General features: G+C 38.5%; 23 protein-coding genes and 1 pseudogene. 17 read left to right on the top strand and 7 right to left on the bottom strand.

What is annotated here, in order from left to right:
* Nucleotides 1-77: 77 nt before the first annotated feature.
* Both nfsA and ACFX4W_RS19945 read right to left on the bottom strand, forming a co-directional pair.
* On the bottom strand, nucleotides 78-815 hold the full coding sequence (nfsA, locus tag ACFX4W_RS19950) for an oxygen-insensitive NADPH nitroreductase (RefSeq protein ID WP_016764733.1): 738 nt from the start codon (nucleotides 813-815) through the stop codon (nucleotides 78-80).
* A 29-nt stretch (nucleotides 816-844) separates the two neighbouring features.
* Nucleotides 845-1,129, bottom strand: coding sequence for a putative quinol monooxygenase (locus tag ACFX4W_RS19945; protein WP_013057729.1), 285 nt, complete (start codon nucleotides 1,127-1,129; stop codon nucleotides 845-847).
* Between the two features lie 204 nt (nucleotides 1,130-1,333).
* Between ACFX4W_RS19945 and ACFX4W_RS19940 the strand changes: the two genes are divergently transcribed.
* Nucleotides 1,334-1,648 carry an ArsR/SmtB family transcription factor gene (locus ACFX4W_RS19940; RefSeq protein WP_013083811.1) on the top strand — a complete coding sequence of 105 codons (315 nt, stop codon included), beginning with the start codon at nucleotides 1,334-1,336 and terminating at the stop codon, nucleotides 1,646-1,648.
* 19 nt (nucleotides 1,649-1,667) lie between these two features.
* Here ACFX4W_RS19940 and ACFX4W_RS19935 read toward each other — a convergent pair whose 3' ends face one another.
* On the bottom strand, nucleotides 1,668-2,003 hold the full coding sequence (locus ACFX4W_RS19935) for a CHY zinc finger protein (RefSeq protein WP_016764731.1): 336 nt from the start codon (nucleotides 2,001-2,003) through the stop codon (nucleotides 1,668-1,670).
* A 177-nt stretch (nucleotides 2,004-2,180) separates the two neighbouring features.
* Between ACFX4W_RS19935 and ACFX4W_RS19930 the strand changes: the two genes are divergently transcribed.
* From ACFX4W_RS19930 to ACFX4W_RS19890, 9 genes are all read left to right on the top strand, one after another.
* The gene (locus tag ACFX4W_RS19930) at nucleotides 2,181-3,248 is read left to right on the top strand and encodes an undecaprenyldiphospho-muramoylpentapeptide beta-N-acetylglucosaminyltransferase (RefSeq protein WP_013057726.1); all 1,068 of its coding nucleotides are present in this window, start codon (nucleotides 2,181-2,183) and stop codon (nucleotides 3,246-3,248) included.
* Nucleotides 3,249-3,744: 496 nt separating this feature from the next.
* Nucleotides 3,745-4,299, top strand: a complete 555-nt coding sequence (gene lepB / locus ACFX4W_RS19925; RefSeq protein WP_013057720.1) for a signal peptidase I — start codon at nucleotides 3,745-3,747, stop codon at nucleotides 4,297-4,299.
* An 81-nt stretch (nucleotides 4,300-4,380) separates the two neighbouring features.
* A complete protein-coding gene (locus tag ACFX4W_RS19920; RefSeq protein ID WP_241771381.1) occupies nucleotides 4,381-5,484 on the top strand; it encodes an oxidoreductase in 1,104 nt (367 codons plus the stop codon).
* Between the two features lie 249 nt (nucleotides 5,485-5,733).
* A complete protein-coding gene (locus ACFX4W_RS19915; RefSeq protein ID WP_043981491.1) occupies nucleotides 5,734-6,621 on the top strand; it encodes a sulfite exporter TauE/SafE family protein in 888 nt (295 codons plus the stop codon).
* 464 nt (nucleotides 6,622-7,085) lie between these two features.
* A complete protein-coding gene (locus ACFX4W_RS19910; RefSeq protein WP_013083806.1) occupies nucleotides 7,086-7,547 on the top strand; it encodes a hypothetical protein in 462 nt (153 codons plus the stop codon).
* A gap of 115 nt (nucleotides 7,548-7,662) precedes the next feature.
* On the top strand, nucleotides 7,663-8,121 hold the full coding sequence (locus ACFX4W_RS19905) for a hypothetical protein (protein WP_322552227.1): 459 nt from the start codon (nucleotides 7,663-7,665) through the stop codon (nucleotides 8,119-8,121).
* Nucleotides 8,121-8,441, top strand: coding sequence for a hypothetical protein (locus ACFX4W_RS19900; protein WP_013057715.1), 321 nt, complete (start codon nucleotides 8,121-8,123; stop codon nucleotides 8,439-8,441). Before ACFX4W_RS19905 ends, ACFX4W_RS19900 begins: the two co-directional genes overlap by 1 nt.
* Complete coding sequence (locus tag ACFX4W_RS19895; protein WP_043981493.1) at nucleotides 8,441-9,700, top strand: glutathionylspermidine synthase family protein; 1,260 nt, start codon at nucleotides 8,441-8,443, stop codon at nucleotides 9,698-9,700. The genes ACFX4W_RS19900 and ACFX4W_RS19895 overlap by 1 nt, the downstream gene beginning before the upstream one ends.
* A gap of 14 nt (nucleotides 9,701-9,714) precedes the next feature.
* Nucleotides 9,715-10,131: a DUF350 domain-containing protein gene (locus tag ACFX4W_RS19890; protein ID WP_013083802.1), complete on the top strand. Its 417-nt coding sequence runs from the start codon at nucleotides 9,715-9,717 to the stop codon at nucleotides 10,129-10,131.
* A gap of 18 nt (nucleotides 10,132-10,149) precedes the next feature.
* Here the strand turns inward: ACFX4W_RS19890 and ACFX4W_RS19885 are convergent, their stop codons facing one another.
* A complete protein-coding gene (locus ACFX4W_RS19885) occupies nucleotides 10,150-10,296 on the bottom strand; it encodes a hypothetical protein (RefSeq protein ID WP_016764718.1) in 147 nt (48 codons plus the stop codon).
* A 189-nt stretch (nucleotides 10,297-10,485) separates the two neighbouring features.
* On the opposite strand from ACFX4W_RS19885, the gene ACFX4W_RS19880 reads away from it, so the two are divergent.
* Nucleotides 10,486-10,911, top strand: a complete 426-nt coding sequence (locus tag ACFX4W_RS19880; RefSeq protein ID WP_025751186.1) for a DUF6843 domain-containing protein — start codon at nucleotides 10,486-10,488, stop codon at nucleotides 10,909-10,911.
* Between the two features lie 42 nt (nucleotides 10,912-10,953).
* Here the strand turns inward: ACFX4W_RS19880 and ACFX4W_RS19875 are convergent, their stop codons facing one another.
* Nucleotides 10,954-11,406 carry a hypothetical protein gene (locus tag ACFX4W_RS19875; RefSeq protein WP_013083800.1) on the bottom strand — a complete coding sequence of 151 codons (453 nt, stop codon included), beginning with the start codon at nucleotides 11,404-11,406 and terminating at the stop codon, nucleotides 10,954-10,956.
* Between the two features lie 172 nt (nucleotides 11,407-11,578).
* Here ACFX4W_RS19875 and ACFX4W_RS19870 point away from each other — a divergent pair, with 172 nt between their 5' ends.
* Together ACFX4W_RS19870 and ACFX4W_RS19865 are read left to right on the top strand one after the other, a co-directional pair.
* Entirely contained in the window at nucleotides 11,579-12,916 is a 1,338-nt protein-coding gene (locus ACFX4W_RS19870; RefSeq protein WP_043981494.1) for a sodium-dependent transporter, read from the top strand.
* Between the two features lie 303 nt (nucleotides 12,917-13,219).
* Nucleotides 13,220-13,621 (top strand): hypothetical protein, encoded by a 402-nt coding sequence (locus ACFX4W_RS19865; RefSeq protein ID WP_013057709.1) that lies wholly within the window; start codon nucleotides 13,220-13,222, stop codon nucleotides 13,619-13,621.
* 218 nt (nucleotides 13,622-13,839) lie between these two features.
* On the opposite strand, the pseudogene ACFX4W_RS19860 reads toward ACFX4W_RS19865, so the two are convergent.
* A pseudogene (locus ACFX4W_RS19860) lies at nucleotides 13,840-15,364 on the bottom strand (catalase); the annotation flags it as partial.
* Between the two features lie 452 nt (nucleotides 15,365-15,816).
* On the opposite strand from ACFX4W_RS19860, the gene ACFX4W_RS19855 reads away from it, so the two are divergent.
* Both ACFX4W_RS19855 and ACFX4W_RS19850 read left to right on the top strand, forming a co-directional pair.
* Nucleotides 15,817-16,986 carry a C40 family peptidase gene (locus ACFX4W_RS19855; protein ID WP_043981496.1) on the top strand — a complete coding sequence of 390 codons (1,170 nt, stop codon included), beginning with the start codon at nucleotides 15,817-15,819 and terminating at the stop codon, nucleotides 16,984-16,986.
* Between the two features lie 124 nt (nucleotides 16,987-17,110).
* A complete protein-coding gene (locus ACFX4W_RS19850) occupies nucleotides 17,111-17,425 on the top strand; it encodes an MTH1187 family thiamine-binding protein (RefSeq protein WP_013083795.1) in 315 nt (104 codons plus the stop codon).
* A 64-nt stretch (nucleotides 17,426-17,489) separates the two neighbouring features.
* Here ACFX4W_RS19850 and ACFX4W_RS19845 read toward each other — a convergent pair whose 3' ends face one another.
* Entirely contained in the window at nucleotides 17,490-19,073 is a 1,584-nt protein-coding gene (locus tag ACFX4W_RS19845; protein WP_043981497.1) for a PucR family transcriptional regulator, read from the bottom strand.
* A gap of 306 nt (nucleotides 19,074-19,379) precedes the next feature.
* On the opposite strand from ACFX4W_RS19845, the gene allC reads away from it, so the two are divergent.
* A complete protein-coding gene (allC, locus tag ACFX4W_RS19840) occupies nucleotides 19,380-20,621 on the top strand; it encodes an allantoate deiminase (RefSeq protein ID WP_237074430.1) in 1,242 nt (413 codons plus the stop codon).
* A 12-nt stretch (nucleotides 20,622-20,633) separates the two neighbouring features.
* Nucleotides 20,634-21,884, top strand: a complete 1,251-nt coding sequence (locus tag ACFX4W_RS19835; protein ID WP_043981499.1) for a pyridoxal-phosphate-dependent aminotransferase family protein — start codon at nucleotides 20,634-20,636, stop codon at nucleotides 21,882-21,884.
* Nucleotides 21,885-21,894 lie beyond the last annotated feature (10 nt).

Below are 21,894 nucleotides of genomic sequence, written 5' to 3'. Positions count from 1 at the left end.
ATCGAGTATTACTTTTAGTCTATTCAGCACGCTGTTAAAGTAGATAAAAAAGCTGCGATGTTCATCGCAGCTTTTGGTTATTCGAATTTAAATCCTTGTTTTTCAAGCATCGCTCGCACTTCTGGGTAATAAATGGTTTTATAAATAGCTGATACAGTTTGTGACCAGTTGCGGTCATCAGCACCGTTTGTTCTCTTTTTCATATACTCTGCCATTTCAGCATCATAGTCTTGAATCAATGACTTTAAGTCGTGATTATAGCTTTCACGATGGTGCACAGCAGCTTGTGGCAATCGAGGTTTTTTCGCAGAATGATCTGCCGGATGTCCAACCACAAGACCGCTTACTGGGAATACGTATTCCGGTAAATCTAGCAGTTCAATGACTTCTAGCGGCTTTCTGCGAATTCCTCCGATTGGAACTGTACCTAAACCGAGTGATTCTGCTGCAACTGTTGCGGCTTCTAAAGAAATTCCAGCATCAGTTGCCCCGACTAAAATTGACTCAAGCCCATCGGTTACGCCAAGAGGGGCATCGTTAAGTTCAGCTGCAATCTTAGCACGATTAAAATCTGCACAAAAGATTAAAAATAGAGGAGCTTGGTCAATCCACGCTTGGTTGCCGGCAAGCTCTGAAAGTTTTTTCTTCTTTTCTTTATCTTGGACGCTAATAATAGTCACTTGCTGTCCATTAATAGAAGAAGCGGCTGACTGAGCAGATTGAATAATCGTATCTAAATGCTCGTCACTTACTGCTTCGTCTGTATACTGACGGATAGAACGATGATCTTGAATTGTACGAATTGCTTCATTCATGATGCGTCATCCTTTCAAAGAAGTTATGATTAACCTTGTAATGTTTTTACATCTAAAGGTGCTACAAGTACGCCAGTTTGAGCAAATGCTACAAAACTTTGGAAGTGAGCTGATTTATTGTGTGCTTGAATTGCTTCTTCGCTTTTCCACTCTTCAATCATCATAAATGTGTTAGGTGTAAAAGCATCTTCAAATAGTTGATAGTTGCTGTTTCCTTCTTCTTGTAAAGAATGCTTAATTAGTTCTTGTACGTTTTCTAAAAATTCTTCTCTTTTTGCTGGGTTAACTTTCATTGAAGCTTGTAAATGAATCATGGGTGATTCCTCCTTTAATAATGATGGTGCTTTATATTATTTGTTTTGTTTTTAATCTTTCATTCAATTTATGATTAAAATGAAGATAAGTTCGAATATCATCGAACAATGAAACTATAACATCGATTAAATAACAGTGCAAGGAATTTAGTTCGAAAGTTATCGAACATTGATACACAAAAGAAGCTGTGTTATATTTTAAGCATGAGAAAACCTTATCAACCACCGAAATCTGAAATTAAATTAACGCCTATTTTACACGCGTTGAGTGATCCTAACCGGCTGCGAATTGTACAGTGTTTAGCGACAAGAAAGGAGCAGACCTGTTCGTATTATCAAAAATTAAATGTATCAAAATCAACGCTATCACATCATATTAAAGTACTTCGCGAAGCTGGAATTATCAAACTACGTATAGAAGGTACGCAGCACTATTATTCCTTGCGTTTAGAAGAACTTGAGGAATTGTTCCCAGGTCTGCTTCCTTCCATTATAAATATAGATGAGCAGTTATTTTAAAAGCTGAACAATGTTTTGTTCAGCTTTTTTGTTCAAAATAAATGTGTCCATGCAGGCTGCATCCAGGATTAAAAGAAGAACGACAGTGAGGGCAAGTCGAGTTACAGGTTAAATATTCATGAATTGATAGCTCATGTTTACATACTCCGCAAAGAATAGCTTTTTCATTAAACATAGCTTTTGGCCACTTTTTAATATCATGATCAGCATATCCGTTATGACATTGATAGCATGGATAATATGTATTACAGCAATAAAATTTTATTGCAATAATATCTTTATCCGTATGATAGTGTGTACAGCGCGTTTCGGAATCCACCGTATCACCTTTTACTATAGGTGCAGATTTGTTCATTATCATCACTCCCTATGAAAAGTATAGCATGCTTTTATACGCCTTATCATACATATGTAAAAAGAAAAATGCTATAATAAAACCATCGTTTTACATGTCAGATTGCATGCTAAAAAGATCAGATAAAAATTGATGTCAAAACAGATCGATTAAGTGAAGTAAAGAGAGGAAGAAAAAATGAGTAAGCAAGTTATCGTTTTTACCGGAGGCGGAACAGCTGGACACGTAACACCAAACATTGCCATTATGAAAGAATTAGACAGTGAAAAATGGGATATCCATTATGTCGGTTCTCATAATGGTATTGAGAAAGAATTAATTACAAAATTAAACGTTCCATATCATGCGATTTCAAGCGGGAAGCTGCGTCGATACGTAGATATGGAAAATGTAAAAGATGTATTTCGAGTAGCAAAAGGAGTTGGCGATGCACGTCGCGTGCTGAAAAAGTTAAAGCCTTCTCTTGTGTTTTCAAAAGGCGGTTTTGTCACAGTTCCTGTTGTAATGGCTGCTAAATCGCTAAACATTCCCGTGTTCATTCATGAAAGTGATTTAACACCGGGACTGGCAAATAAAATTGCGCAGAAATTTGCAACTAAAATTTTTACTTCTTTTGATGAAGCGGCAAACTATTTTCCAAAAGAAAAAGTGCAGGTTGTTGGTTCACCTATTCGAAAAGAATTATTTAGCGGAAGCGCAGCGAACGGGGAAAGCTGGCTTCGCTTTTATGATAAGCGCCCAATTTTAACCATTATGGGCGGAAGTTTAGGAGCACGTCGCATCAATGAAATTGTTCGAGAGTCCTTGCCTGAACTGCAAAAGAAATTTCAAATTGTACACCTGTGCGGGAAAGGTAATGTTGATACAAGCCTTGAAAAAGAGTCAGGCTACCGTCAGTTAGAATATGTAAATGAACAGCTTCCAGATGTTCTAGCGGCCACTGATTATGTGATTACACGCGGCGGATCAAATGCTATCTTTGAGTTTTTAGCCCTTCATAAACCGATGATGATTATTCCTTTGTCAAAAGCACAAAGCCGGGGAGATCAAATTTTAAATGCACAGTCCTTTAAGAAAAAAGGCTACTGTATGGTTGTGGAAGAAGAACAGTTAACAAAAGAAGTGTTTTTGCGTGAAGTAAATGAACTTCAGCAGCAGGCAAGTACGATGAAGCGTACAATGCGTGAAGCAACAAAAACGGATGCCATTTCAATTCTTGTAAATGAAATTGAGAAAATGAGCTAAAAAAAGCGTTCTTATCTCCTCGATAAGAACGCTTTTTTCTAAAAGAGGCGGAGGAAACATACCGTAAAATAATTCATGATAAAATGGAAAGTATTTTGTCACGCGCGGCGGAACAAAATTTTGTACCAGTTGTAGATGACCAAAACATTTTTGTTGGACTTGTGCGGCGAAGAGAGATTATAGAGTATTGCATCTCCCAACTTTTTATACGTGGAGAAGCGCCTTTAAATGTGAAGATTTAGTTAAGTTTACGTAAAAAACATAATTTTTACATAAAAGGTAGTCTCTTTTTATATAATTAATGTTATAATAAGAGATGTAAAGACGAAACTTGCGTAATGTAAGCCTCTAACATTTGTTAGAGGTTCTTTTTTTACATAACATAAAACATTTGATTTCAGTTCTTTCTATGGTTAAGTTAGAATAAGTGTTAAAGTAAGAGGTTTCTTGCTTTTTTACATAAGAAAAGTGAGCTGTACAAAGGAGACAAAGTATATTGACTACGGAAAAAACAAAAAGCGATCAATTACGCAGCATATTCAAAACTATTATCTTCGCTATCGCTCTAGTATTTATGATTCGCGCATTTTTATTTTCTCCGTATATTGTAGAAGGCGCTTCAATGAACCCAACGCTGCATAACGGAGAGCGTTTGTTTGTGAATAAACTGTCGTATTCGCTCCATGATATTCGCCGCGGAGATATTGTGATTATTAAAGATGAGGCTAAGAATAAGCATTATGTAAAAAGAGTAATCGGTCTGCCAGGTGAAAAAATCGAAATGAAAAAAGATCAGCTCTATATTGATGATAAAAAAGTAAGTGAACCTTATTTAAAAACGAATCGTCAAATTGCCAATAACATGGATATGGAGCTTACGGGAGATTTTGAACCCGTTCAAATACCTAAAAACGAAGTATTTGTAATGGGTGATAACCGTCTGTACAGTATGGATAGCCGCAACGGTCTAGGTCTCATTGATGAAAAACGGATTGTCGGAAAAAGCGAATTTGTATTTTACCCCATTAAAAAAATAAGAAAAACAACGTAAAAAGAAATGCCGGCGAAGGTATTTCTTTTTTTGTGCCTATGTCTACTCGGCTTCTAGATGGGCAAGCTAAGGAAAAAAGGTGTGAATGAATTGAAGACAGCCTATGAAAAATTATTTAAGCATTTTAAATTTGTTGATGCTCTTGAGATGAAAAACCGATTAGCAATGGGACCTATCCTCACATACGCTTCACGGGAAAACGGAGAAATATCTGATATCGATCTGACTTTTTACGAAAAACGAGTAGGGGGCGTCAGTACGGTAATTGTCGGCCCTGCGTTTATCACAGAAAATGGCCAAGTAGCACATGGTCAAATCGGCATTCATCGTGATCAGGTCATACGAAAGCTTCATCAACTAACTCAAATGATTCATAGGAGAGGAGCTAAAGCGATTCTTCAACTATCGCACGGGGGAAGAAAGTGCGTAGAAATGAAAAATAAACGGCAAGCCATTAGCCCAAGTGAAAAGCCTCATAAACGTAAAGGGAAAAAGCCTGTTCAAATGACCGAGCGCGATATAACTTATATTGTTCAAGCGTTTGGCGAAGCTACCACCAGAGCTATGGAAGCAGGGTTTGATGGAGTAGAAATTGACGGAGGAAATGAATGTCTACTGCAGCAGTTTATGTCAAGGCAAGCCAATGAACGAATTGATTCTTATGGTGGAGGTGCAGAAAATCGCTTCACTTTTGCACTTGAAGTTATTCGTGAAGTGACGCGTCGAGCAGCACATGCGGGCAAACCATTTATTGTGGGATATACATTAGCGCCCAAAGAAAAAGGCTATTTAGGAAATAAAGTGGAAGATACATTTGAGTGGATTGATCGTCTTGTTTATACAGAAATTGATTATTTGCATATCAGTGCTTTGCATGAACCTACCTTAAATAGTGAAGAAAATCGTTCACTTCTTTCTTCGATTATTAAGCACGTCAATCACCGGGTCCCTCTTGTGGGTACAGGAGGACTTACGGCAACAGAAGTAGCAGAAGCTTTTGAGCAAGGTCTGGCTTTAATTACGATTGAACAAGCATTAGTCGTACAGCCAGATTGGGTAAAAAAAGTGATAAATAGCGATGAGCCCGCTTCTATGGATGTGACGTCATTAGATAAAGATGTGAGTTTGCCACCTGAAGTGCTAGCTCACTGGCAAGATACGCATAAAAACGACCGCCCTTATTAAGTGAGCGGTCGTTTTTATGTTGTTGACTTAACAAGAAGAATTTTATTTTACTGATACTATAACCAAGCAGCGTACATAGACTAAAAGAAAAACCAAAAACACAGTTGACTTCTAGGAATAGTTAGGATTACAATATAAACAACTTATTCATAAAACGGACAGCTGATCGGACATACCGAAGGCTTCTAGCAAACAACTGTTGGAGGCCTTTTTGTGCTTTCTAACAGAAGATGAAAGTGGAGGGACAACATGAAAAAGTTAATTACGTTTGCACTTATTGGCTTTTTAGCTCAGTTAATTGATGGATCACTCGGAATGGCATACGGAGTGACATCAACTACGCTGCTTTTAACGTTTGGAATTGCACCAGCTGTGGCTTCCGCATCTGTTCACTTAGCAGAAGTTGTAACAACGGCAGCTTCGGGTGTTTCGCATATTAAATTTGGAAATGTAGATAAATCGATGGTGTTAAAACTAATTATTCCAGGTTCCATCGGAGCTTTTGTAGGAGCCTGCTTTCTAAGTAATTTACCCGGAGATGCAGTAAGACCTTACGTTTCAACATTCTTATTGCTCCTAGGAGTTTATGTGTTATTTCGTTTTTTATTTACGTTTAAAACAAACGAAGAAAAGAGCACCAAACCTTTATCGACGAAGCAGTCCATTCCGTTGGGATTAATTGCTGGATTTGCTGATGCTACAGGAGGAGGCGGCTGGGGGCCGATAGCAACGCCTGTATTGCTAGCTAAAAAAGGCACAACAGCACGGAAAGTCGTTGGAACCGTGGATACAAGTGAATTTGCTATTGCTGTCTCGGCTACACTTGGCTTTTTAATTTCTCTTGGCTGGGAGCAGGTAAACTGGTTCTGGGTAGGCGCCCTTATGATTGGCGGAATTATCGCGGCTCCGATTGCTGCATGGTTTGTTCGTATTATCCCGGCTCACTTGCTTGGTTCACTTGTTGGTGGGTTTATCATTTTAACAAATGCTCGAACACTCTTAAACACATGGGTATCCAGCAGCTCAACTCAGATAGCTGTATATGTATTCATACTTATTGTGTGGGCAGCAGCCATCATTTACTCACTGTTACAAGGGAAAAAATATAATCAAAATCGAAACGTAGAAGTTTCGTAATAAAGAGGATGGAATAAAAGTAGCTTAGTTAAAGGGAGATCTGAACGTGTTTGATTCTTGATGGAGAATCAAATGCGTTCAGATTTTTTTATGGTTAGGGTGAAGGTAGTTTCATGTATGTAGTGGCCTCTAGCTGTTGGCTGGAGGGCAAGGCGAGGACTCCTGCGTGAAAAGCGGAACAGATGAGATCTGGCAGGAGCGACCGCCCTCGAAAAGCGAAGTCTTGTACGGAAATCAACAGCGGTGTCACAAGGGATCCCTATTAGCGCATTATCCCATTTGTTCGTCTTTAGAGTGGGGTGATTTCCTAATGTCTCAATCTCTTTTATTATCTGAATTCCGTAAAATAGAGAAGCGTAGATATTTTTTTTGCGTCTTATGATACAATAGACGAGTTCATTCATGAGTGGGAATACTTTCTAACACATATAAAATTCATTGAATCGTCGAGGTGTGAAGAGTAAGTGGTCTATTTTATTTTAGTATTAGTAGCAGCTATCGAAGTAATTGTCTTATTGATTAATCGACCTGTATTTGCAAACATTCCGTATGTTCAAGTATATATTGTTCCTTTGTTAATAGTAATTGTCATCACGATGTTACTTTCGCGAAATCCAAAGAGATTTATGCGGTGGTTCAAACAAGGGCTTATTACGATTTCAGTCGTTGTGCTTGTATTCGTACCGGTTCTCTATGCCAAAAATCTCCCGCTGTATGGTTATAATGAAGCAAAAAAAATGCTTGCGCAAAGAGAACAGCTCTTACTAAGTCAGTTCCAAAAAGGAAAATACGTATATCCAGCAAAAGACAGCCCTAAAAAATACCGTTATCTATTTAAAGTCAATCGTGGAAACGGCATGCTTGAATATGTATTCGACCCATACACAGGCGGTTATGAAGTTGTGACAGATGTGATAAAAAAATAAAGGTTTAGCTTATTTAAAGCTAAGCCTTTTAATATGAGAAAAATTGAAACTTTTTGAAAATCTGTGCGTATTTATTAAAGAACGTTCACAAAAAAGTCACAAAAGGAGTTGCACAATGGGGAAGTTAGAATACCGACTGCTAAAGCCTGATGATACGTTTGTATCTATTTATCACTATCAATCTATTGAACTTGAACAAATTTTAGCAAGAAGAGAATGCGAATTTTTTGTTAAAGAAGGAGTAACGTATAAACAAACTTCATCTGCAGTCGAAGATGATATACATATTATTTATGTAAAAGAACATGAACATGGGCCGAAAGAGCAAGCAGAAGACGATAACAGAGAGATTACGTTAGAAGTACGCGAACTGAATTCTCTTCGAGGACATCCGATTTTATTCGTCTCTTCATTTTATACGCATTTGGACGTATTGAGCTATATCGGAACAGTTTATACATACTACAATGGATGGGAATGGGAAAGAGACTCTGCGGAAATTGATGAAGATCGCAGCGTGTACAGTTTATATGTAACAAAAACAGGCGTAACGTATGAGGGGGAGAAGGCGTAATGTCAAAAACAAAAAAAATGATGGCCGGGGTTTTGACCACAGCTTTAATGACATCGCTCGTTGCCTGTGGTTCAACTGATCAGGCAAGACCAGCTAAACCGAAAGATAAATCGTGTGACAAGTGGAAGTGGGATGAAGATACCCAAACGTACTACTGTTCAGATTCTTCTTCTTCGCACAGCGGCTCATATTATCACGGAGGCCGCTACTACGGCTCTAAAAAACAGTTGACCTCATCATCGGCCTATAAATCATTTAAATCAAGCAGCTCGTATAAATCTGGAATTGGGAGCGGCTCTAAAGGCGGTTTTGGCGGGTAATGCATAAAGAAAAGCGAGAAATGTTTTATAAAGAAATTGAAGATTTTTGGCACGATTTATACGGAACAGAGTATGCTCTTTATGACGTACATACAGAGTCTTCTCATATCATTGATTCTATTAAAGAAGCTGCAAATCAAATTGGTGAATTATTTTTTAAAACTGCACCTTTACTTCGTTCGTTAGATGATCAGACGCTTTTTTCTTTAGGATTTCCAAAAGACACCCTCCCGTACCTACGACTGAAAACGATGGAAACAGAAAGTGTGATTTCGCGCCTTGATTTTGCTGTTACGACTGATCAAATCAAGCTTTTAGAACTAAATGCGGATACGCCTACGTTCATTAAAGAATTATTTCATGTAAATGAATTAGTCTGTCGGCATTTTCAAGTACAAAACCCTAATAAGCTTGAAGAAAAAAAGCTTGCTTTAGCATTAAAACACGCCATTTTTGAAGCTTATAACGAGCTCGATAGAACGAACTATCCAAACGTCGTTTTTTCTTCACACGATACGCATGAAGAAGATAAGTTAACGACTCTTTATTTAATGAAGCTAGCCGATGTAGATGCTACATACGTTCCATTATCGCAGCTTCGAATTGTCCCTTCCTCTACAGTGGAAGAAGGTGAACATATAGAAGCGGGCGTGTATGATCAATATGGACAAAAAATAGACGTACTCTATCGCCAAACTTATCCGCTTGAACATTTAATTGAAGATGAAGATCCGAGTACGCATGAAAAAGTCGGACACATGCTTTTAACATTAGCACAGCAAAAACAAGTAGCCATAATCAATCCGCCTTCTGCATTTTTGCTACAGTCCAAAGCCGTGCAAGCACTCATTTGGGCTTTGCATGAACAACATCATCCTTTCTTCACTAAAGAAGAGCATCACATCATTGAAACATACTTTTTACCAACGTATTTAGAAGAAGATACATTTATTGGAAGAAAACAAGCGTTTGTGAAGAAACCATCCTTTGGTCGTGAGGGAGATACCGTTGAAATTTATAATGAAGACGGTATCAAAATAGACGAAGATCAGCATAAGACATATCAAGAATACACGGCTGTGTATCAACAGTTTATTCCTTTGCCAACTGCAACGATGAAGACTCAAACGCAAACAATAGAGGCTCATATCATGTACGGGTGCTTTTTATTAAATGGAAAAGCAAGCGCAGTAGGAATACGAGCTGGAAATCAAATTACGGATAACGAATCGTATTATTTGCCGATTGGATTAAAATGAAAAGGGGAATAAAAATGACACAATGGATTGATTGGGCTAGTATAGGGAGTTTTTTATCTCACGTAGCGGTAGGGTTAGGGTTATTATTTATCGGAGTTATGGTATTTGAATTAACAACAAAATTTAATGACCGTGAACTCATAAAAAAAGGCAATGTGGCGGTCGCTTTGAAGTTATGGGGAAAAGGAATTGGGCTTGCTATTGTCATTTTTACTGTATGGAGCAACAGCTTAAATTTAGTAGATGCAACTCTTTGGGGAGTAGTAGGTATCATTACTCAAGTAGTAGCATATTGGATTATTGAATTTATCATGACGCCTAAAACGAGCCTAGCCAAAAAAGTAGAAGAAGGAAATATAGCGGTTGGAGTAACTCTTTTTGCAGCGTCGGTTGCCGTCGGCCTTATTGTAGCCGGAAGCTTAACATATTAAAAGAAGGCGATTCCTGTTTTACGGGGAATCGCTTTTTTTATGTCCAGATTGCTCGTGTTCACTTAGTAATAATGTACGTGTATTTTCACGGTCGGCACGAACAATTTTTTGCTGTGTGTAAAGCGGAATGACAAAGAGCAAAATAAATAAAAAAACATAGCTCATTTTTGTTATCCTCCCATGTAAATTGTAAACGCCTGCTAATAGTGTGTGACAAACAATACGTAAATATAGCATATTTGACTGGGTGAACTGGAAAAAATTGAGGGATGCAAAAAGAATATAATCTCACCTTCAACAAAAACTAAAAGCAGTATAGAGGCACGTCTTTTATTAAGAAAGGAGTTGGAAAAAGTGAAAAGGTGGCTTATTTTGTGCTTATTGATTGTAATCGCAGCTGGATGTGGACGCCCAGATGAAACGTCTCAACCGAGCATTTTCCTTATACCAGAAGGGTACAAAGGATGGGTTATGGTCGAATATGATAAAGATAACGGAAACCCCAGCAAGACAGAAGGAGACTACACTGTATTTAAAGTAAATGACCAGGGAGTCGGGAAAACCAAAACGCTTTTAAGCGGCGGCGGCTGGGCAAGAAATAAATATTTCTATGTAAATAAGAATGGAGAGCGAAAGCAATTGAAGCAGGGGAAGATGATTCATGGAACGACTCAAGGTAACAAAAATCATACGGTAACCTACTTTTTCGTCGGCACCGCAAAAGAGTTCGATAAGGCCGGAGACTATCGAAGAAAACTTACCGAAGAAAGTTCTTCGTAAAAAAAGAAACGTTGCCTCTTCGGCAACGTTTCTTTTCTATCTTCATTTGAATGTGCAAAAGACGGTATCTTTTAAACGTTGAATTTCGCTTAATGCTTCTTCTTGCTTATGAATTACCCAATCTGGCAATGAATGTTCAACCGACAGCTCGTCGAAACAAGCCCCGCATGTTTTAACTTCAATATAAGATTCTATATACTGAAGGTGATCTAAGTTATAAGCCCAAAGTCGACGTTCAGGGCATATCGTTTCTAAGTAAAGCGGAAGCTGAAAAAAAGGATCTACTGCTTCAGAAAGTTCTAACGGTCCTTGGCTATCAGCGTTGGTTACGTCTAGATAACCGCAGTGAGGACACGTGCATGAGTGCGTTGACCCGCTCAATTTTTTATCCAGTTTTACAACTCGCGCACATAGTTCGCAGTTTGGACATTTTACTAAGATAAAGTCAAGGAACTTATCTAAAAATTGTTGCTGTATTACTTGCTGATTTGTCATTTTTTGTACCTCTAACTGTCAAACTTTTTTTAGTTACGAAAATAAATCATGAAACCTACATACTATTCATAACACATGATGAGGGTTAAAACAACAAAAACCCTTTTCGACAGAAGGGTTGTGTGCTATAGTATGACAAATCAGAATAAATAAAGAAAAATGGTGAGAAAAAATGAGTCAAAACGAACAATGGACATCAAAACTCGGCTTTATCTTGGCATCTGCCGGTTCTGCAATTGGAATCGGAGCCATTTGGAAACTGCCTTATGTAGCCGGAACAAGCGGAGGAGGGGCCTTCTTTTTACTGTTTATCTTGTTTACAGCAATTATTGGTTTGCCGCTTTTACTTGCTGAATTTGTACTAGGTAGACATACACAAAAAGAAGCAATTCGTGCATATGATGCAGTTGCTCCCGGTTCCCTATGGAAAGCAATCGGGTATTTAGGCGTGATTACATGCTTTATTTTATTATCCTTCTATAGTGTAGTAGGAGGCTGGATTTTGCAATATATTTTTGCAAGCGTCACGGGTCAGCTGAATGGAGTAAGTAACTACGGGAGTTTATTTAACTCGACCATTGCTAATCCAACACGTGCTGTTATCTCTCAATTTGTTTTTCTTCTTTTAACAATTGTTGTAGTCGCAAGAGGCATTCAAAATGGTATTGAAAAAGCAAACAAAATTTTAATGCCTGCTCTCTTTATTTTATTTATTATTATCATTATTCGTTCTTTAACATTAGAAGGGGCAATGGAAGGCGTATCTTTCTTTTTGTATCCAGATTTTTCAAAGCTTACATCCCAAACCATTTTGTTTGCGATGGGACAAGCATTCTTTTCCCTTAGCGTAGGCGTTTCAGTTATGGTTACGTACAGTTCGTATCTATCTAAGCAGCAAAACTTGCCAAAATCGGCTATTTCAATTTCAGCGTTAAATATTTTGATTTCTTTACTAGCAGGACTGGCAATTTTCCCTGCGGTCTTTTCAATGGGTGTAAAACCGACGGAAGGACCAGGTCTTTTATTCATTGTATTGCCTTCTATTTTTGAACAGCTTCCGTTCGGAATTGTGTTTCAAACTTTCTTTTTGGCGCTGTTTTTATTTGCCACTTTGACATCTGCGTTTTCGATGTTAGAAATTATTGTTGCTTCTTTAGCCAAAGGAGAGCAGCATAAGCGTATAAAGCTATCTTGGATTTCGGGCTTGCTAATCTTCGTGGTAGGAATACCTTCAGCGCTATCATATGGTTTATTAAGTGACGTATCGATCTTTGGAAAAAGTATCTTTGACGCTTTCGATTTTCTTGTAAGTAATATCCTTATGCCACTCGGAGCTCTTTTAATTGCCATCTTTGTTCCTTGGAAAATGAAAAAAGATGTGCTAATTGAAGAATTTAAGCACGGTTCAACGAATGTGAAGCGCTGGTTCTCTTTATGGCTTCTTGCCATTCGATATATCGCACCTGTTTTAATTATCATTGTATTTATTAATATGCTAGGCTTTATCTAACAAAAAAACGCTGTTAAAACGCTTGGTTTTAACAGCGTTTTTTTGAAGGAAGAGGAGGAGTATGATGCTTGATTTCTTGTATGATATGTTTGTAGGGGCAGGGGTATTCATTTTATTAATAATTCTGTTGCTAGTAGCGAGAACGTCAGGGAAACGCAAGAAATAGGCGGGTATAATTCCCAGTGTAAAAACCCCAAAAAAGACTAACACCACAGAATTAAACTATGATAATATATTATCCTATGAGCATAATCAATGCTCACATATGTTGTGATGAAGCGTTTTTTAGAAAGAGGGATCATCTTGAGCGGAGAAGTTCTTGTCAAGATTTTATCTCAAGCGTATGAACAAAAAAAGACATTACCAATCGTCTCATTCTCGTCTTTTTTTGAACAAAAAAAGGTGGGCTTTCGTTTAAATAACGATGTGTCCGCTGATATTATCTACCATACGCTTATGTGTATTCAGAGAAAAACGTGTGTCCAAGATGTGTTAGTGGAAGTACTAAAAGTTGATAGTCCAAACAATGACGGGGCATTTTCTGATTGTGTATATATTTTAGCAAATGGTACAAAACAGCAAGTGAAAGAATGGGTTCAACCCTTACATCCTAAAAGAGTGAAACAAGGATATCAGCACGGGACACCCATTGATGCGCCACAGTTAAAAAATGACTACCACGTGTTTGCCGTTACTTGGTCATAAGCGTTTAACCCAAAAAACATCCTGCTGTCGCTGCAGGATGTTTTTTTGTTAATAAGGATGAGCATCGTGTCCTTTTTCATTAGCTTCTTCTACCGCATCAGCAGCTTTGTTACTTCCTAACGGTGAACCGCCTTCTTTTGGCAATTTCCCGTATGTAGGAGTCATTTCTGCTCCCATTTCAATTTCTAGAGAACCATCATCATGCATCAGAAGACCAATGCCATTTGCTACGCGATTGCCGTAGTCAAAATCACATTGAGTTAAAAGCTCAATCATCTTTGTTTGAACGGTATGGTGACAACATTTTAAGCCGTCTACTAAATTTTGAATAAGCTCATCACGTTCCCAGTCCTCTAGTAAATGATAGCGTTCACCAGCTTGCTTAAAGTCATTTGTACGATCAATTTTTTCTTTTTTTATATTTCCTTCAACATAAGGCTGATGAGGTTTTGGATGGTCATGCGCTTCTTGAAGACCTCCAAGAGAAGAAGGCTCATAATTCACATGCGGATTCTGACCTGGAGCAGCATCTACATGATAGGCCATTTGACCATCGCGTTGATTTGTTGCTACATGTTTTTTCGGCGCGTTAATAGGCAGCTGCAAGTAGTTTGTTCCCACCCGGTGACGCTGCGTGTCGGAATAAGAAAACGTTCTTCCTTGCAGCATTTTATCATCAGAAAAATCTAGCCCGTCTACAAGTACACCCGTACCAAATGCGACTTGCTCCGTTTCAGCAAATACGTTGCTTGGATTTTTATCTAGGACCATTTTACCTACTGGGAGAAATGGAAATTGGTCTTCCGGCCAAATTTTCGTGTCATCAAGCGGATCAAAATCCAGTTCGGGATGCTCTCCATCTTCCATGATTTGTATACAAAGTTCCCACTCGGGGTAGTTACCGCTCTCAATCGCTTCATACAAGTCTTGAGTGGCGTGACTAATATTTTTAGCTTGAATTTCTTCTGCTTGCTTTTGGGTCAAATTTTTAATTCCTTGTTTTGGTTCCCAATGGTATTTCACAAGAAACGCATCGCCATCTTTGTTTACCCACTTATATGTATTAACACCGGAACCTTGCATTTGCCGATAGTTAGCAGGTATGCCCCAAGGTGAAAATAAAAAAGTAATCATATGCATAGCCTCAGGGGTGTGAGAAATAAAATCAAAAATACGCTCGGTATCTTGACGGTTTGTCACAGGATCGGGCTTAAAAGCATGAATCAAATCAGGGAATTTAATAGCATCGCGGATAAAAAATATTTTAAGGTTATTTCCTACTAAGTCCCAGTTTCCGTCTTCTGTGTAGAACTTTACAGCAAATCCCCTTGGGTCTCGCATTGTTTCTGGAGAGTCCTTTCCATGAGTTACGGTAGAAAATCTGACAAAAACGGGCGTCTGTTTGCCTGCTCCTGAAAAAACTTTTGCGCGGGTGTATTTTTCAACGGGCTCGTCACCAAGCTTTCCGTACGTTTCAAAATACCCGTGAGCTCCCGTTCCCCGGGCATGAACAACACGTTCCGGTATACGTTCACGATCAAAATGCGAAAGTTTTTCAATCAGCTGGTAATTTTCAAGAGTAGCAGGGCCTCTGTTGCCTACCGTTCGAGAATTTTGGTTATCACGAATGGGGTGACCTTGACGCGTCGTAAGCGTCTGCTCGTTTTCTCCGGCTGCATAGCGTTTGTCTTCCGAGTCACCTGATCCGCTAACATTTGTACCATGAATGCCTTTATGGCTCATAAAATAATCCTCCTTGTTTCCAACATAACAAGACTATTTTTTTCAGCCCTTGCTTTTTTATTCATTAATATGGAAATAATATAAATTTTTAGAAGAAAAGCTGTTTTACTAGAGAGGGAAACAAATTCGCTAAACGAATAAATTTTAAAAAAGTTTCACATTTCAAAAAAAAATAAATTGTTTTTTTTGAAATATAAAGATAATGTTACGGGTGATTTTTTACCTATTATTAGTGTAGGAAAAGGAATAATATTGGAATATATTAGCTTTTTTGTCGAACTTATTAAGTGTTAAACGACAATAAACTACGACAATATACACCATACAGCTGCGCTACTGTCGTTTCCTGTAACATAAATGTAATATTAGTGATGTTATTTTGTAATAATGTGTTGTTACAATGTAAACGTCTTATAGATTAGTAGATTATGGCATTGGAGGAACCTTTTTTTATGAAAAAGTTGATATATTCGTTAGCGTTATGTGGATCTTTAACAGTAGTACCTACAATTAGTGAAGCTGCTTTAGGAGATGCTACGCTGCACCCAGGAACAAGTAATTCAGATGTGAAAGAATTACAGCAAAAATTAAAAAACAAAGGTTATTTTACATACGGTACAACAACAAACTATTACGGTTCAATCACGACTAGCGCAGTAAAGTCGTTTCAGCGTGCAAATGGTTTATCTGCAGATGGCATTGCAGGTCCATCTACATTTAATAAGCTGCTAGGAAGCTCATCAAGTTCATCAATTAGCTCAAGTTCATTGCTGCGCGTTGGTTCAACTGGACCAAATGTACAATCTTTACAGCAGCAGCTAAAGAATAAAGGCTATTTTAAAGGAACTACGACTCAATACTTCGGTTCAATTACAAAAAATGCAGTAATGGCATTTCAACGTGCAAACGGACTGTCTGTGGACGGAATTGCGGGTCCGGCTACGTTAAGCAAGTTAAAAAATGGCGGTTCTAGCGCTTCAACTGGTGGTTCTAGCTCTAGCAGCTCAACTATTTTACGTCAAGGTATGAAAGGTTCAGCAGTAAGCAGCCTTCAGCAAAAACTAAAAAATAAAGGTTACTTCTCAGCTGGTGTAACAGGCTACTTTGGCTCAATTACAACAAGTGCAGTAAAATCATTTCAACGTGCAAATGGTTTATTAGTAGACGGAGAAGCGGGTCCAGATACGCTGAATAAATTAAATTCAAGCAGCTCTAGCAGCTCAAAACCTTCAACATCAACAGGAAGCAGCACAAGCTCAAGCTCAGCTTCAAAAGTTATTTCATACGGTAAACGTTTTATGGGAACACCTTATGTTTGGGGTGGAGCTGCGCCTGGAGGATTTGATTGCAGTGGTTACCTTAACTATGTATATCGCAATGCAGTAGGTGTAAGTCTTCCTCGTACAGTTGCTAGCATCTATCAAACTGGTACGCGTGTAAGTTCACCTCAGCCTGGCGATATCGTTTTCTTTGAAACGTACCAACCAGGAGCTAGTCATGCTGGCATTTATATCGGAAACGGTCAATTCATGCATGCAGGTTCTTCAACAGGCGTGACAATCACATCACTAAGCAACTCTTACTGGTCAAAACGTTACTTAGGAGCAAAGCGTTACCTATAAGAGTGTAACAAAAAGGAGTAGTTGTAGAACTATTCCTTTTTTCTATACACTATAAACGTAAAAGTAGGAAATTTTTGCGCGATTTGGTATGATAACTAGGGAACAAATAAAAGGAGTGTATAACATGGCTATTGTAGATGTAACCATTATTCCGGTAGGTACGGAAACGCCAAGCGTGAGTCAGTACGTAGCTGATATTCAAAAAGTGTTGGCCAAGCATGAAGATGAAATTACATATCAATTAACCCCTATGAATACATTGATTGAAGGGGAATTAAGCACGCTGCTAAACATTGTTCAAGAGATGCATGAAGTGCCTTTTGAAAATGGTATTCAGCGCGTATGTACAAATTTACGAATTGATGATCGCCGTGATAAAGAAAATCATACGATGGCTGGGAAATTACAATCCGTCCAGTCTAAATTAAAAGCGAAATAAAGAATATGCAATACAATAAAAAACGCTTGAGTATCCACTCAGGCGTTTTTTATTGTATTTATACTTAATTAGCATGCACAAGAGAAAAAATTTGAAAAGCTACGCGCAGCCGAAGGGTTTCCTCTGACGTGTGAATAGGTCTTTTTAATAACTCTTCGCATTTTTCAATTCGATAGATCACCGTGTTCCGATGAACGAATAACTGCTTAGCAGTCTCTGAGATTTGGCAATTGGAATTTAGATATGTTTCAAGCGTGTCAAGTAAGATGGAGCGATCTTTCTTATCGTACTGCAGCAAACCTTCTAATGTTTGAGAATAGTAATCCTGTAAATCGTTTGCTGGAAGCAACCTCAGCAGTTCTTTAAACTGTTTTGGCTGATAAAATTGAATAAGCTTCGACTGATCTTTAAAATGGATGGTTTCAAGAGCTTCAACAGCTTCTTTATATGAGTCAGCGATTGTAAGTAGGGATTGGCTTTGGTTTCCAACTCCAAATGACATTCGCTTGTCGTAGTGACGGTAAACAGCTTCCTGCAAGCGATGCAAGCATTCTATAATCATAGGTTGAGAATGAGGTGTAAACAAAAGAATATAAAGATTGTCATAGAAAAACAAAACGGCCTCTGTATGACCTGTTGATAACTCATATTGAAGGAGCTCATAGATCATATCATCATCGCTGTAAGGCGTGAATGTAGAGTGGATTTTCCCGACGGCGCAAATATAGCTGTTTCCTGCTGATAAGCCCATCATCTGTGCTTGAAAGGAAGCATCTTCAAGCGTTTTATAATAATTGTTAACAAGCTGATTGAAAAAATCGTTTTTTCGTCGCCGTTCAGCTTCATACAAAGCCTGCTGTCTCATCATTTCGAAGGATAAAACGTTTGTCGCTTGTTCAATCGTTAGGAGCGCTGAATCGGATAAAGAAACTTGGTGTTCAATAAGTAAATAACTGTATTTTCTTGTATGAGTAGCAATCGGAAAAAGCGTAACGGTTTTTTTGGTGTGTAAAAAGGAAAAGGTTGTATATTTTACCGTTCGTAAAAACAGCTGCTTAGCGCCCGCTATCGCTTCTTCCATCGGGAGTGAAAAGGGTTCGCGTTTGTTTGTATAAAAGAGTTCATGGCCATGGGTATCAAAAAGGGCAACGTGAGCATTGCATAACGTTTGAATAGATTGCATAATTTTCTCAATGCCTTTTCCTTGTAAGATGTACGAGGAAAATAGCTGATGTGTGACCATCGCTTGCTGAAGCTCGGCTGTTTTTTTATCTAAAATAAAGCTGAGAGATTCGTTAATAACTGCGCCTAACGTTTCGTCCGTTTGGAAATCAATGATCGGAAAGTGAAGTTCATCAGCTAGCTGACAAATAGAAGCAGGCACGTGTTCGAAAAAGCGCTTCGTTTTTATGGCCAATCCTGCACATTTCTTTTTAGCCATTCCTTCTACAAGTTTTGCTAAGCTTTCTTCATGTTCTTTGAAGTGATAACCCGTTGTAATTAAAAACTCTCCTTCTTTTAAAAAAGATAAAATATCGGGTGCATCCATCATATTGACGTTATGTACTTTGCGGGTGACTCCTTTTTGCCCGGCTACTACAGATGCTTTTTCATAAATTGGAATGCGTAAAAGAGTTTGTAGTTCCATTATTTATTACTCCTTTTGTTAAAAATTCTCACATTTCCCTGCGCGTATTTTTATCTATCTTTTATTTTATAAGAAAGTTTAGTTAAAATAAATAAAATTTTCAGAAAAAAATGTATAAATTGTTAATGAAGAAGTATATTCAATCCTGTAAGATAAAGTAAATAACATATAATGTTAGAAAAAGTGACGCATATAAGACTTTGTATATTTAGTGATAATAGCTAAAAAAACACTAAATCATTGTAGAAAGTGTTAATGAAAACAATCAGTCATTTTCTTAAAATGAAGATAGCAGGAGGGATAGCAATGGTTGCAGATATGACGGGAAAATCTAAGCTTTGTCAGCAAATCGAAGAAAACGTTAGCTGGTTGTCACAGTTTGGGTTAGATGAAAAAGAAGGGGTCACGAGGCTTTTATATACGGAACAGTGGAATGCAGCTCAAAAGGCATTGGAAGAAAAAATGAAGGGACTTCACCTCAAAACATATTACGATGATGTAGGAAATTTATTTGGACGGTTGCAAGGAACGGGTTCAGAACAACAAGTTATTTTAACAGGATCCCATATCGATACCGTGATAAACGGAGGAAAGTATGACGGGGCGTTTGGTGTTGTGGCAGGTATCATTGCTCTACAGTACCTATATGCACATTACGGCTCCCCTACAAAAACCTTAGAGGTCGTATCACTTTGTGAAGAAGAAGGCAGCAGATTTCCTCTTACGTATTGGGGATCAGGCAATATGAATGGATTACACAGCAAAAGTGATGCAAAACATGTTATAAATAAAGAAGGGGTTAAGCTGGATGACGCAATGAAACAGCTCAATTTCGGAAAAGGCCTCCACAGCGAGCCATACCGCACGGACATCGCTTCTTTTATTGAACTGCATATCGAACAAGGAAAGCAGCTTGAAATGTCTCGTTGCGATATCGGAATTGTTTCTAGTATCGTCGGGCAGAAACGATTTACAGTATCTGTTAAAGGTGAAAGTAACCATGCGGGCACAACCCCGATGAACATCAGAAAAGATGCATTTTATGCGAGCTGCAAACTTGCTAAAGCATTTATTGAATTGAGCGAAAAATATCATAACGCTTTATACGTAACGGTTGGCAAAATTACACTTTCTCCAAATGCACCGAATGTAATACCAGGATATGTAGAATTCACGGTTGATATAAGACATCATGAATATGAGGTTTTACAAGAGACAGAACGAGAAATGAAGGAAATTATAAAGCGAACATCAGGGGATTTAGATGTCAATATCGACTGCTGGATGGATGAAAAACCTGTCGCCATGAGTGAAGAATTATCTGAACTTTCCAAAATTATTTCCTCGGAAAAGAATATCTCCTCCCGAGAATTAGTAAGCGGTGCAGGACACGACTCGCAGGTATTCGGACGAAGAGTTCCCACATGTTTGTTATTCGTACCGAGCCAAGATGGAATCAGCCATTCCCCAAAGGAATTCACCAAAGGAGAACAGTTAGAAAAAGGAGTAAAGGTCTTAATAGAACTATTATATAAACTTGCCTACTAGGAGGAATTTGACATGACTATAACAAAACAGCTTCATACACCGCCGCGTACGATTATGACACCCGGACCCGTAGAAGCAGATCCCCGCGTATTAAGAGCATTAGGAACACCTATTTTAGGTCAGTTTGACCCCGCATTTACGCACATTATGAACGAGACGATGGAAATGCTTCGTGAACTATTTCAAACCAAAAACAAATGGGCTTTTCCCGTTGATGGAACGTCTAGAGCTGGGATTGAAGCCGTTCTTGCAAGTGCAATTGAGCCTGGCGATAAAGTGTTCGTCCCTATTTTCGGCCGCTTCGGCTATTTATTAACGGAAATTGCCGAGCGCTACGGAGCTGATGTACACAACATTGAATGCGAATGGGGAGAAGTGTTTGACCCTGAAACAGTTATTCGTGAAATAAAAAAAGTAAATCCGAAAATTGTTGCAATGGTTCATGGTGAAACGTCTACAGGAAGAATGCAGCGGCTTAAAGAAATTGGTGCTGCATGCCGCAACCAAGATGTTTTATTTATCGTCGACGCAGTAGCCACTATTGGCGGTACGGATGTAAAAGTAGATGAGTGGAACATTGACGCATTGATTGCAGGCACACAAAAGTGTTTATCTGTTCCGTCCGGCATGGCACCTATTACGTACAATGATCGTATTGAAAAAATTATCATGGAACGTAAAAAAGTTGAAAAAGGAATTGCGACAAAAGCAGATGCTCAAACTGTTCGTCTGCGTCCGAATATTATCAGCAACTATTTTGATTTGAGTCAGCTTCAAGACTATTGGAGTGAGCGTAGATTAAATCATCACACGGAAGCAACGTCCATGCTCTATGCTTTAAGAGAAGGGCTGCGCGTTATTTTAGAAGAAGGATTAGAGGAAAGATTTGCAAGGCATCGCCTCCATGAAAAAGCACTTGTAGCCGGTATTAAAGCAATGGGATTATCTTTATTCGGAGATGAGGATTCAAAAGTTCCAACCGTTACTTGTGTTTTAATTCCCCTAGGTATTGACGGAGAGGAAGTTCGTTCTACGCTTCTTGAACAATTTGGGATTGAAATTGCAAGTTCTTTTGGGCCAATGCACGGAAAAATATGGCGTATCGGTACAATGGGATACAGCTGTCGAAAAGACAACGTTCTCTTTACATTGGCTGGTCTTGAAGCAGTGCTTATTCGAAACGGGGCAAGCGTGAATGCAGGTTCTGCTTTACAAGCAGCATTAGAAGTTTACGAGGAAGAAGTAGCGCTGTCTAGTCTGTAAAGATTCGTTT

It is taken from the genome of Priestia sp. YIM B13489 (assembly GCF_042787645.1).
GTDB lineage: Bacteria > Bacillota > Bacilli > Bacillales > Bacillaceae_H > Priestia > Priestia megaterium.
The sequence above is the reverse complement of the archived record's forward strand: the minus strand, read 5'-3'. Positions and strand labels throughout refer to the sequence as shown.